At 37.8% G+C, this 12,693-nt stretch carries 11 protein-coding genes and 1 tRNA gene; 11 read left to right on the plus strand and 1 reads right to left on the minus strand.

What is annotated here, in order from left to right; translation table 11 throughout:
• From AC1DDX_RS13765 to AC1DDX_RS13815, 11 genes are all read left to right on the plus strand, one after another.
• A partial coding sequence (locus AC1DDX_RS13765; RefSeq protein WP_477622162.1) for an EF-Tu C-terminal domain-related protein occupies positions 1-182 on the plus strand: 182 nt, incomplete at its 5' end.
• A gap of 117 nt (positions 183-299) precedes the next feature.
• A tRNA-Trp gene (locus AC1DDX_RS13770) sits at positions 300-370 on the plus strand.
• A 13-nt stretch (positions 371-383) separates the two neighbouring features.
• Positions 384-581, plus strand: a complete 198-nt coding sequence (gene secE, locus AC1DDX_RS13775; RefSeq protein ID WP_108206554.1) for a preprotein translocase subunit SecE — start codon at positions 384-386, stop codon at positions 579-581.
• 9 nt (positions 582-590) lie between these two features.
• Complete coding sequence (gene nusG / locus AC1DDX_RS13780; protein ID WP_048907300.1) at positions 591-1,133, plus strand: transcription termination/antitermination protein NusG; 543 nt, start codon at positions 591-593, stop codon at positions 1,131-1,133.
• A 71-nt stretch (positions 1,134-1,204) separates the two neighbouring features.
• Positions 1,205-1,648 (plus strand): 50S ribosomal protein L11, encoded by a 444-nt coding sequence (rplK, locus tag AC1DDX_RS13785; RefSeq protein WP_008243137.1) that lies wholly within the window; start codon positions 1,205-1,207, stop codon positions 1,646-1,648.
• 23 nt (positions 1,649-1,671) lie between these two features.
• Positions 1,672-2,370, plus strand: a complete 699-nt coding sequence (rplA, locus tag AC1DDX_RS13790; protein ID WP_048907299.1) for a 50S ribosomal protein L1 — start codon at positions 1,672-1,674, stop codon at positions 2,368-2,370.
• A gap of 2 nt (positions 2,371-2,372) precedes the next feature.
• On the plus strand, positions 2,373-2,894 hold the full coding sequence (gene rplJ / locus AC1DDX_RS13795) for a 50S ribosomal protein L10 (protein WP_048907298.1): 522 nt from the start codon (positions 2,373-2,375) through the stop codon (positions 2,892-2,894).
• Positions 2,895-2,956: 62 nt separating this feature from the next.
• The gene (gene rplL / locus AC1DDX_RS13800) at positions 2,957-3,331 is read left to right on the plus strand and encodes a 50S ribosomal protein L7/L12 (protein ID WP_008243131.1); all 375 of its coding nucleotides are present in this window, start codon (positions 2,957-2,959) and stop codon (positions 3,329-3,331) included.
• Positions 3,332-3,485: 154 nt separating this feature from the next.
• Positions 3,486-7,289 (plus strand): DNA-directed RNA polymerase subunit beta, encoded by a 3,804-nt coding sequence (rpoB, locus tag AC1DDX_RS13805; RefSeq protein ID WP_172661228.1) that lies wholly within the window; start codon positions 3,486-3,488, stop codon positions 7,287-7,289.
• A gap of 92 nt (positions 7,290-7,381) precedes the next feature.
• Positions 7,382-11,518, plus strand: a complete 4,137-nt coding sequence (gene rpoC, locus AC1DDX_RS13810; RefSeq protein ID WP_477622163.1) for a DNA-directed RNA polymerase subunit beta' — start codon at positions 7,382-7,384, stop codon at positions 11,516-11,518.
• Positions 11,519-11,604: 86 nt separating this feature from the next.
• Positions 11,605-11,919 (plus strand): DUF3467 domain-containing protein, encoded by a 315-nt coding sequence (locus AC1DDX_RS13815; RefSeq protein ID WP_048907295.1) that lies wholly within the window; start codon positions 11,605-11,607, stop codon positions 11,917-11,919.
• Here AC1DDX_RS13815 and miaA read toward each other — a convergent pair.
• Positions 11,916-12,693: tRNA (adenosine(37)-N6)-dimethylallyltransferase MiaA (miaA, locus tag AC1DDX_RS13820; protein ID WP_477622164.1), on the minus strand; the 778-nt coding region annotated here is incomplete at its 5' end. The genes AC1DDX_RS13815 and miaA overlap by 4 nt on opposite strands.

The following is a 12,693-nucleotide window of genomic DNA, read 5'->3' on the forward strand; positions in this document are numbered from 1 at the left end:
CTACAGACGTTACTGGTGAGATTACACTAGCTGAAGGAACTGAAATGGTTATGCCAGGTGACAACGTTACTATCAATGTTAAATTGATCAACGCAATCGCAATGGAAAAAGGTCTACGTTTCGCTATCCGTGAGGGTGGTAGAACAGTAGGTGCTGGTCAGGTAACTGAAATTGTAAAATAGTTCTTAGGTATCCAAAAGATACCGGACAAATTTATAAAGCAAAGTACTTGGGCTTTAACAGCCTGAGTACTTTGTTCTAATAGCAAAACGATTCGCTTGGAAGAGCGAAAATTATACACGGGAATAGTTCAACGGTAGAATAGAGGTCTCCAAAACCTTTGATCAGGGTTCGAATCCTTGTTCCCGTGCAAAAAATTAATTATGGCTAAAGTAGTTCAATTTGTTAAAGAATCATATGAAGAAATGACCCAGAAGGTTACCTGGCCTACATGGGGAGAATTGCAAAATTCTGCAGTGTTGGTTTTGGTAGCGTCGCTTATTATTGCATGTGTTATTTTTGCAATGGATAAGGGTTCTACATTCGTTTTGGATACTTTTTATAAATCACTTTCTAATTAATATAGCTAAATGAACGATCAGTTGAAATGGTATGTAGTTAGGGCCGTTAGTGGAAAAGAGAAGAAAGTAAAACAGTATATTGATTCTGAAATTAGCCGTTTAGGGTTTTCACATTTGGTTCCTCAGGTTTTAATACCGATGGAGAAATATTACCAAATGAAAGACGGGAAAAAAATTGCAAAAGAGCGCAACTTTTATCCTGGCTATGTTTTAATTGAAGCTATTTTAGATGGTGAGTTAGAACATATTATTAAGAATGTTAATAGCGTTATTGGTTTCTTAGGAGATAAGGGCGGAAATCCTGTTCCTATGCGCCAAGCGGAAGTTAACCGTATTTTAGGCAAAGTTGATGAGATGAGCCAACAAAGCGAGATCATGAACGTTGCTTATTATGTTGGAGAGAACGTTAAAGTAATGGATGGACCGTTTAACGGTTTTACCGGCGTTATTGAAGAGGTTAACGAAGAGAAAAAGAAATTAAAGGTTATGGTTAAGATCTTCGGAAGAAAAACTCCGTTAGAACTTAACTATATGCAAGTAGAAAAGGAATAGAATAAAGATCTTAATTGTTACATGCTTCCAACATTTTAACATTGAGTATTACAAATTAACAAAAACAGAAAATGGCAAAAGAAGTCAGTGCACTTGTTAAATTACAGATCAAGGGTGGAGCTGCAAATCCATCGCCACCAGTAGGACCTGCTTTAGGTGCTAAGGGGGTGAACATAATGGAGTTTTGCAAACAATTCAATGCTCGTACCCAAGATAAGCCTGGTAAAGTATTACCTGTTGTAATTACTGTTTATGCTGACAAGTCTTTCGAATTCATCATCAAAACCCCTCCGGTTGCTATCCAGTTAAAGGATGCTACTAAATTACAGAGTGGTTCTGCTGAGCCCAACCGTAAAAAAGTTGGTTCGGTGACTTGGGATCAGGTTAAGTCAATTGCTGAAGATAAAATGACTGATTTAAATGCTTTCACTATCGAATCGGCAATGAGTATGGTTGCCGGTACAGCACGCAGTATGGGAATCACCGTTAGCGGTGATGCGCCTTGGACAAATTAATTAACAAATAACAGTTTACAACAGTGGCTAAATTAACAAAAAATCAAAAAAAGGCACATGCTAAACTAGAATCTGGTAAAACGTATTCTTTAAAGGATGCGGCTGCTTTGGTTAAAGAAATAACTACTACTAAATTTGATGCATCGGTTGATATCGATGTTAGTTTAGGTGTAGATCCACGTAAAGCCAATCAAATGGTACGTGGTATTGCAACTTTACCACATGGTACAGGTAAAACTGTACGTGTTTTAGTTCTTTGTACTCCTGATAAGGAAGAAGAGGCTAAAGCGGCTGGCGCAGATTTTGTAGGTTTAGACGAATATGTAGCCAAGATTGAAGGTGGATGGACTGATGTTGACATTATTATCACTACTCCTGCTTGTATGGCAAAAGTAGGTAAACTGGGCCGCGTTTTAGGTCCACGTAACCTTATGCCAAACCCTAAATCAGGTACTGTAACTAACGAAGTTGGTAAAGCAGTAACTGATGTAAAAGGCGGTAAGATTGATTTTAAAGTTGACAAAAGTGGTATTATACACGCTTCAGTAGGAAAAGTATCATTCCCAGCAGATAAAATATATGAAAATGCTTTAGAAGTTCTTCAAGTAATTTCTAAGCTAAAACCATCTGCTGCAAAAGGAACTTATTTTAAGAGCATACATGTTTCTTCAACTATGAGTCCTGGAATTGCAATCGAAACTAAATCAGTAGCGGGGATCTAATTATGAACAGAGAAGAAAAACACGAAGTCGTTTCGGCTCTTCAAGTGAAGATGCAGGAATTCGGTAATTTTTATATTGCCGATACATCAAGCTTATCTGTTGAGAAAGTAAACAGTATCCGTCGCAAATGTTTCGAAAGTGGGATTGAAATGCAGGTTGCTAAAAATACTTTAATCAGAAAAGCGATTGAAGGATTAGAAGGCGATGCATCAGAGATCTTTGTTGCGCTTAAAGGCCAATCAGCATTATTATTCTCAACAGTAGGTAATGGTCCAGCTAAGCTGATCAAAGCCTTGAGAAAAGGATCTGATAAACCTCAGCTTAAAGCTGCATATATCGATTCAACGGTATTTATTGGTGACAACCAATTAGATACTTTAGTAAGCTTGAAATCAAGAGAAGAGCTTATTGGAGATATCATTGGATTATTACAGTCACCAGCTAAAAACGTTATTTCGGCTTTACAGTCTGGCGGTAACAAAATTGCAGGAATTGTYAAAACTCTTCAAGAAAGAGAAGGTTAAGGACACCTTAAAAGTTCATATTAAACAAATTATTTTTACGTAAATTTTTAAAATCTATAAAAATGGCAGATTTAAAAGCGTTTGCTGAGCAATTGGTAAACTTAACAGTTAAAGAAGTTAACGAATTAGCTCAAATCTTAAAAGACGAGTATGGTATTGAACCAGCTGCTGCTGCAGTTGCTGTTGCAGGCCCTGCTGGTGATGCTGCTCCTGCGGCTGAAGAAAAATCAACTTTCGATGTAATCTTGAAAGAAGCTGGTGGTCAGAAATTAGCAGTTGTTAAATTGGTAAAAGATTTAACTGGTTTAGGTTTGAAAGAAGCTAAAGACTTAGTTGATGGTGCACCTAAAGAATTAAAAGCTGGTGTTGCTAAAGACGAAGCAGAAGCTTTGAAAAAACAATTAGAAGAAGCTGGAGCTGTAGTTGAAATTAAGTAATCACTTAATTTTAATATAACTTTAACCATAGACTCCGACTGTATAGTCGGAGTCTATACCTGTTTATAAACATTTCATCTTGTTTGGTTGGTGGAATTGTTTAACGGCTAACCAAACAAATAGTTTATTCTTAAAGTAAATTAACTTTAGTCCATTGGCAAATAAAGTCGACCAAAGAGTAAATTTTGCACGTAGTAAGCATATCATAGATTACCCAGATTTTCTAGATGTGCAGTTGCAATCATTCAGAGAATTTTTTCAGATCGAGACAACTTCAGATAACCGTCACACTGAGGGTTTATTTAAGGTGTTTGCTGAAAACTTCCCAATCACCGATTCAAGAAACATCTTTGTTCTTGAGTTCCTTGATTATTTTATTGACCCACCACGTTATGATATACCTGAGTGTATTGACCGTGGGTTAACTTATAGTGTTCCATTAAAGGCAAAGCTTAAGCTTTCTTGTAATGATGCTGAACACGAAGATTTTGAAACGATCATTCAAGATGTATATTTAGGAACCATACCTTATATGACTCCTAAAGGTACTTTTGTGATTAACGGCGCAGAGCGTGTAATTGTTTCTCAGTTACACAGGTCTCCGGGTGTGTTCTTCGGTCAAAGCCGTCACACTAACGGAACTAAGCTTTATTCTGCCCGTGTAATTCCTTTCAAAGGATCTTGGATTGAGTTTGCTACCGACGTAAATAACGTCATGTATGCATACATCGATCGTAAGAAAAAGTTCCCGGTTACCACCTTATTGCGTGCCATTGGTTACGATTCTGATAAAGATATCCTTGAATTGTTTGACTTAGCTGATGAGGTTAAGGTTAGCAAATCGGGATTGAAGAAATATATCGGTCGTAAGCTTGCTGCAAGAGTATTAAGAAAATGGGTTGAAGATTTTGTTGATGAAGATACTGGTGAGGTAGTTTCTATAGATCGTAATGAAGTGATCTTAGACAGGGATACTGTTTTAGAAGATGACCATATTGATATGATCATTGATGCTGGTGTTAAAACTATTATCTTATCTAAAGATGATGGTGCAAGCCAGGCTGATTATACCATTATATATAATACATTACAAAAGGATACTTCTAACTCTGAAAAAGAGGCTGTTGAAAACATCTATCGTGCTTTGCGTAATGCAGAACCACCTGATGAGGAAACTGCAAGAGGTATTATCGAGCGTTTGTTCTTCTCGGATAAACGTTATGATCTAGGTGATGTAGGTAGGTACCGTATCAACCGTAAGTTGAAAATGGATACTCCTGATCACGTAAAGGTTTTGACAAAAGCTGATATTATTGCTATTGTTAAATATCTGATCAAGTTGATCAACTCTAAAGAAGAAGTGGATGATATTGATCACTTGTCGAATCGTCGTGTTCGTACAGTAGGTGAGCAATTATACGCTCAATTTGGTGTTGGTTTAGCACGTATGGCGCGTACTATTCGTGAGCGTATGAACATTCGTGATAACGAGGTATTTACTCCAACAGACTTAATTAATGCCCGTACGTTATCGTCGGTTATTAACTCTTTCTTTGGTACTAACCAGTTGTCTCAGTTCATGGACCAGACAAATCCTTTGGCAGAGATTACGCACAAGCGTCGTTTGTCAGCCTTAGGCCCAGGTGGTCTTTCACGTGAGCGTGCTGGTTTCGAGGTGCGTGACGTTCACTATACTCACTACGGTCGTTTATGTACAATTGAAACTCCAGAGGGACCAAACATCGGTTTGATCTCGTCTCTTTGTGTGCATGCGAAAATAAACAACTTAGGTTTTATTGAAACCCCTTATAAAAAAGTAGATAATGGTGTTGTGTCTGTTGATGAACCGGTTATTTACCTTTCTGCTGAGGATGAAGATGGTAAAACAATTGCACAAGCAAATGCTGAGTATGACGATAAAGGTAATTTCACTACTCCTCGTGTAAAAGCACGTTATGAGGGTGACTTCCCGATTATTGAGCCTGAGAAATTAGACTTAATGGACGTGGCACCTAATCAGATTACTTCAATCGCTGCTTCTTTAATTCCTTTCCTTGAGCATGATGATGCGAACAGGGCATTGATGGGATCAAACATGCAACGTCAGGCTGTACCTTTGTTACGTCCTGAGGCTCCAATTGTCGGTACAGGTTTAGAAGGTCGCGTAGCCCGCGATTCAAGAACTTTGATCAATGCTGAAGGTGATGGTGTTGTTGAATATGTTGATGCAAATGAGATCACTATTAAATATGTAAGAAACGATGGAGATCGTTTAGTATCGTTTGAAGGTGATAGCAAAACTTATAAATTAATCAAATTCAAGAAAACCAACCAGAATACTTGTATCAACTTGAAACCAATCGTTAAGAAAGGTCAGAAAGTTGTTAAAGGACAAGTGCTTTGTGAAGGTTATGCTACTGAAAATGGTGAGTTGGCATTAGGAAGAAACTTAAAAGTTGCTTTCATGCCTTGGCAAGGATATAACTTTGAGGATGCGATCGTAATTAACGAGCGTATTGTTCGTGAAGATATCTTTACTTCATTACACATCGAAGAATTTGAATTGGAAGTACGTGATACGAAACGCGGGGAAGAGGAATTAACACCAGATATCCCTAACGTTTCTGAAGAAGCTACTAAAGATTTAGATGAGAACGGTATTATCCGTATCGGTGCTGAAGTTAAAGAAGGCGATATCCTTATCGGTAAAATTACTCCGAAAGGAGAATCTGATCCTTCACCGGAAGAGAAATTACTGCGTGCGATATTTGGAGATAAAGCTGGTGATGTTAAAGATGCATCATTAAAAACTCCTCCATCTATTAAAGGTGTTGTAATTGATACTAAGTTATTCTCTAGAGCTAAGAAAACTACTAAAGCTGAGGAAAAATCAGCAATAGAAAAATTAGACAAGAGATATGAACTTGCCACTACAAATCTAAAAAATGAGCTTGTAGATAAATTATTCCAGATTGTAAACGGTAAGACATCTCAAGGTGTGTACAATGTTTATAAGGAATTGTTATTCCCTAAAGGAGCTAAGTTTACTCAAAAGAGTTTAGCCGATTTAGAATATGCGCACATTAATCCATACAAATGGACTACTGATGATGACAAGAATGAGCAGATCAAATTGTTATTGCACAACTATGGTATTCGTGTAAACGAAGAACTTGGTGCTTACAAACGTGATAAATTTGCGATTAGTGTGGGTGATGAGCTGCCATCAGGTATTGTTCAAATGGCTAAGGTTTATGTAGCTAAAAAGCGTAAGTTAAAAGTAGGTGATAAGATGGCTGGTCGTCACGGTAATAAGGGTATTGTAGCTCGTATTGTACGTGATGAAGATATGCCATTCTTAGAAGATGGAACTCCTGTTGATATCGTGTTGAACCCACTTGGTGTACCTTCACGTATGAACCTTGGTCAGATCTATGAAACTGTATTGGCATGGGCCGGTAAAGAATTGGGTGTTAAATTTGCTACTCCAATTTTTGATGGTGCTAAGCACAATGAGGTTGAAGACTGGATCGCAAAGGCTGGATTACCTGCTTCTGGAAGAACCTACTTAAATAACGGTTTAACAGGTGAGAAATTTGATCAACCAACAACTGTAGGTATTATCTACATGTTGAAATTAGGACACATGGTTGATGATAAGATGCACGCTCGTTCTATCGGACCATACTCACTAATTACACAACAACCATTGGGTGGTAAAGCTCAATTTGGTGGTCAGCGTTTTGGTGAGATGGAGGTTTGGGCACTGGAAGCGTTTGGTGCTGCCAACATTCTACAAGAGATATTAACCGTTAAATCGGATGATGTTATCGGTAGAGCTAAAACTTACGAAGCGATTGTAAAAGGCGAAAACCTTCCTACACCGGGTGTACCAGAATCGTTCAACGTATTGGTGCATGAGTTACGTGGATTAGGTTTAGATATTACGTTAGACTAAGTATATAGTATTAAGTAGTTAGTAATTAGATAGGCTAAGCGCCTGGTTCTAAATACTAACTACTAAGTACTAGTTACTAAAACAAAAGAGCTATGTCTTACAAAAAGGATAATAAATTAAAAAGCAATTTCACATCGATCACCATTAGTTTGGCATCGCCTGAGGCTATTTTAGAGCGCTCAAGTGGTGAGGTGTTGAAACCTGAGACCATCAATTATCGTACTTACAAACCTGAACGTGATGGTTTGTTTTGCGAGCGTATTTTTGGTCCTGTGAAAGATTACGAATGTCATTGCGGTAAATACAAGCGTATCCGTTATAAAGGTATTGTTTGTGACCGTTGTGGTGTTGAGGTAACTGAAAAGAAAGTACGTAGAGAGCGTATGGGACATATCAACCTGGTGGTTCCTGTTGCGCATATCTGGTATTTCCGCTCACTGCCAAATAAAATCGGTTACTTATTAGGTTTGCCTACTAAAAGATTAGATCTGATCATTTACTACGAGCGTTATGTAGTAATTCAACCAGGTTTAATGGCTGAGGAAGGTATTCAGTATATGGATTTCCTTACTGAGGAAGAATATTTAGATATTCTTGATAAATTACCTAAAGAGAACCAATACCTGGATGATAAAGATCCTAATAAATTCGTAGCCAAAATGGGTGCTGAAGCATTAGAGGATTTATTAAAACGTATTGATTTAGATACATTATCATATAACTTACGTCACCAGGCTGCTAATGAAACTTCTCAACAACGTAAAAACGAAGCATTAAAACGTTTACAGGTTGTTGAAGCATTCCGTGGCTCAAGATCACGTATTGAGAATAATCCAGAGTGGATGATCATTAAGATCGTTCCGGTTATTCCACCAGAATTGCGTCCATTAGTACCTCTTGAAGGCGGTCGTTTCGCGACTTCTGATTTAAATGATCTTTATCGTCGTGTTATTATCCGTAACAATCGTTTGAAACGTTTGATCGAGATCAAAGCTCCGGAAGTAATTTTACGTAACGAAAAGCGTATGTTACAGGAAGCTGTTGATTCGTTATTTGATAACTCACGTAAGGTAAACGCTGTAAAAACTGAAGGTAATCGTGCTTTAAAATCTCTTTCAGATATCCTGAAAGGTAAACAAGGTCGTTTCCGTCAGAACTTATTAGGTAAACGTGTGGATTATTCTGCTCGTTCTGTAATTGTTGTAGGGCCTAACCTTAAATTACATGAATGTGGTTTACCTAAAGATATGGCTGCCGAGCTATTCAAACCATTTATCATCCGTAAGATGATAGAAAGAGGTATCGTTAAAACAGTAAAATCTGCTAAGAAAATTGTAGACAGAAAAGATCCACTAGTTTGGGATATTCTTGAAAATGTTTTAAAAGGACACCCTGTATTACTGAATCGTGCGCCTACATTGCACAGATTGGGTATACAATCTTTCCAACCTAAATTGGTTGAAGGTAAAGCAATTCAATTACACCCGTTAGTTTGTACCGCATTTAACGCGGATTTTGACGGTGACCAGATGGCAGTACACTTACCATTAGGGCACGCCGCAATATTAGAAGCACAAGTATTAATGCTTGCTGCACACAACATTCTAAACCCTGCAAACGGTACTCCTATTACTGTACCTTCACAGGATATGGTTTTGGGTCTTTATTATATTACTAAAGGCCGTAGAACTGATGCAGGACGTGTAGTTAAAGGACAAGATTCTATATTCTATTCTCCTGAAGAGGTAATCATTGCTTACAATGAGAAACAAATTGATCTTCACGCATTTATTAAAGTTAAAGTAAATGTTAAAATTGAGGACGGATCTATTGTTAATAAATTGACAGAAACAACGGTTGGACGCGTACTATTTAATCAAATGGTTCCTGAAGAAGTTGGTTATATCAATGAATTGTTAACTAAAAAATCTTTAAGAGACATTATTGGTGAGGTAGTAAAAATCACTGGTATGGCTCGTGCATCAAGATTCCTTGATGATATTAAAGAATTAGGTTTCCAAATGGCATTCAGAGGAGGTTTATCGTTTAACTTACAAGACGTAAACATTCCTGTTGAAAAACATACTTTATTAGAGCAAGCTTCTGCAGAAGTTGAAGAGGTAAGGAATAACTATAACATGGGATTCATTACCAACAACGAGCGTTACAATCAAATTATCGATATCTGGACTCGTATCAATAACCGTTTGACATCATTCGTGATGAACCAGTTATCGAACGATAACCAAGGATTTAACTCTGTATACATGATGTTGGATTCTGGTGCCCGTGGTTCGAAAGAACAGATTCGCCAGTTGTGCGGTATGCGTGGTTTGATGGCAAAACCTCAAAAATCAGGTTCTGGTGGTGAGATTATCGAAAACCCGATCTTATCTAACTTTAAAGAAGGATTATCGGTACTAGAATACTTTATCTCTACTCACGGTGCTCGTAAAGGTTTGGCGGATACGGCGTTAAAAACTGCCGATGCTGGTTACTTGACACGTCGTTTACATGATGTGGCACAGGATATGATCGTTAATTCTGAGGATTGCGGTACATTGAGAGGTATGTATACCACTGCATTGAAAGACAATGAAGATATCGTTGAGCCATTATATGACAGAATTTTAGGACGTATCTCGCTGCATGATGTATTCAATCCATTGGATGGAGCACTATTAGTGGGAGCCGGAGAGGATATTGACGAAGAGATTGCTAAAACAATCGAAGAGTCTCCACTTGAAGGTATTGAAATACGTTCTGTATTAACCTGCGAAAATCAAAGAGGTGTTTGTGCCCTTTGTTATGGACGTAACTTAGCAACTGGTAAACGTGTTCAAAAAGGTGAAGCTGTGGGTGTAATTGCTGCACAGTCAATCGGTGAGCCGGGTACGCAGTTAACACTACGTACATTCCACGTGGGTGGTACTGCATCGAACATTGCTGCTGAATCTCAGATTATGGCGAAGTTTGATGGTATTATCGAATTTGAAAACGTTCGTACAGTTGAGAATGATACTGAAGATGGAGTAAAACAAATTGTTTTAGGCCGTTCAGGTGAGTTCAAAATTGTTGAACCGGAAACGAATAAGATTATCATGACCAGTAACATTCCTTATGGTGCATTCTTGTACGTAGAGGATGGAGCTAAAATTACTAAAGGTGACAGGATTTGTTCGTGGGATCCATATAATGCTGTAATTATCTCGGAATTTGCCGGTAAAATCGAATTTGATGCAATTATCGAAGGTGTAACCTTCCGTGAAGAGTCAGATGAGCAAACTGGTCACAGAGAAAAAGTAATTATTGACACACGTGACAAAACTAAAAACCCTACGGGTGGTTTACCGCGTGTAACTGAGTTATTCGAAGCACGTAATCCATCTAACCCTGCTGTAGTAACAGAAATTGATGGTGTGGTAACTTTAGGTGGTGTGAAACGTGGTAATCGTGAGATGACTATTGAATCTAAAGACGGTGAGATTAAAAAATACCTTGTTCCATTGTCTAAACACATCCTTGTACAGGATAATGACTTTGTGAAAGCTGGTATGCCATTATCTGATGGTTCTATCTCGCCTGCTGATATCCTTGCAATTAAAGGCCCTGCGGCTGTACAAGAATATCTTGTTAATGGTATCCAAGAGGTTTATCGTTTACAAGGTGTGAAAATCAATGATAAACACTTTGAGGTTATTGTACACCAAATGATGCAGAAAGTACATATCGAAGATCCGGGTGATACCAGTTTCCTAGAGAATAACTCTGTAGATCGTTGGGACTTTATGATCGAGAATGATGAGATCTATGACAAAAAAGTTGTAGTAGAAGCTGGTGATTCAAACACAGTTAAACCTGGTCAGATTCTTTCTTTACGTAAATTAAGAGACGAAAATTCTCAATTGAAACGTAAGGATTTGAAGCAAATTGAAGTTCGTGATGCAAGACCTGCAACTGCGAGTTCAGTGCTGCAAGGTATAACACGTGCATCATTAGGTACGAAATCATTTATCTCTGCAGCATCATTCCAGGAAACAACAAAAGTATTGAACGAAGCAGCTATTGCTGGTAAACGTGACAGTATGCTTGGACTAAAAGAAAACGTAATTGTTGGACACTTAATCCCTTCAGGTACTGGTGTACGTGGATATGAGCGTATCATTGTTGGTTCTCAGGAAGAATACGATAAATTGTTAGCTTCTAAACAAGAAGAAATAGAGGCTTAATTTTTAAATACATTTTTCTACAAGTCCCCCTTCTTTAAAAGTTGGGGGACTTTTTTTATACTATAAAAAATATCTAAGTTTGTTATATGGAAGAACAAAATAACGAGAACCAACTAAACATAGAACTTTCTGAAGAAATAGCAGAGGGTATATTTTCTAATCTGGCTATTATTACTCACTCTAATACAGAGTTTGTGCTCGATTTTATAAGAGTAATGCCAGGTGTTCCTAAAGCAAGGGTAAAGTCACGTATTATTCTTACCCCGGAGCATGCAAAGAGATTGTTAGCTGCAATGCAGGATAATATAGAAAAATATGAAGCTATAAACGGACGTATTAAGACTCAGGAAGAGCCTCCGGGTTTTCCAATGAACTTTGGTGGGCCAACAGCTCAGGCTTAAGCCAATGCCTGTTTAATGAAAGTGATGACTTCATCAGTGCGGTTTGGCTCAAACCAAGTGGTGTGGTCATCTCTTCTAAACCATGTTAATTGCCTTTTGGCAAAACGACGTGTATTTTGTTTGATTTTATCTACAGCTTGTTCAAGGTCAATTTCTCCATCCAGATAGGCAAAAAGTTCAGAATAGCCTACGGTATTTAAAGCATTGTAGCTTCTATAATCCTTTAAGGCCTTTACTTCATCCAGTAAACCCGCATCCATCATCAGATCAACCCTTAAATTGATTCTATTGTAAAGTATTGCACGGTCTGTATTTAAACCAATTTTAATGATATTAAAGGGTCTTGTTTTTTTACTGTTGGTAAGAAAAGAAGATAATTTCATTCCGGTTGAAAGAAAAAACTCCAGACCCCTTATCATTCGTTGGGGATTAGATTGATCCACTTTAGCATAATATTCAGGATCATCCCTGCTTAACTGATCTTTTATTGCCTCAATCCCCTCTGTTGCGAGCTGCTCATTAAGTTGTTCACGAATGTTGATATCAGTGGCAGGAAGATCATCCAAACCTTTACATACAGCATCTATATAAAGACCTGAACCTCCAACCATAACCAAAAGGTCATGCTTTTTAAACAATTCATCCATTAGTTTAAGCGCTTGTATTTCAAAGTCACCGGTACTAAATAATGTATTTACACTATGTGAATTAATGAAATGATGTGGCGCGGCAGCTAATTCCTCGGCAGAAGGTTTAGCAGTACCAATTTCCATC

The organism is Pedobacter sp. 10L46_2, assembly GCF_056395165.1.

Coding starts and splice junctions, on each gene's coding strand:
- rplL (WP_008243131.1), top strand. CDS start 2,957: ATGGCAGATTTAAAAGCGTTTGCTGAGCAATTGGTAAACTTAACAGTT.
- nusG (WP_048907300.1), top strand. CDS start 591: ATGAACGATCAGTTGAAATGGTATGTAGTTAGGGCCGTTAGTGGAAAA.
- AC1DDX_RS13815 (WP_048907295.1), top strand. CDS start 11,605: ATGGAAGAACAAAATAACGAGAACCAACTAAACATAGAACTTTCTGAA.
- secE (WP_108206554.1), top strand. CDS start 384: ATGGCTAAAGTAGTTCAATTTGTTAAAGAATCATATGAAGAAATGACC.
- rpoC (WP_477622163.1), top strand. CDS start 7,382: ATGTCTTACAAAAAGGATAATAAATTAAAAAGCAATTTCACATCGATC.
- rplK (WP_008243137.1), top strand. CDS start 1,205: ATGGCAAAAGAAGTCAGTGCACTTGTTAAATTACAGATCAAGGGTGGA.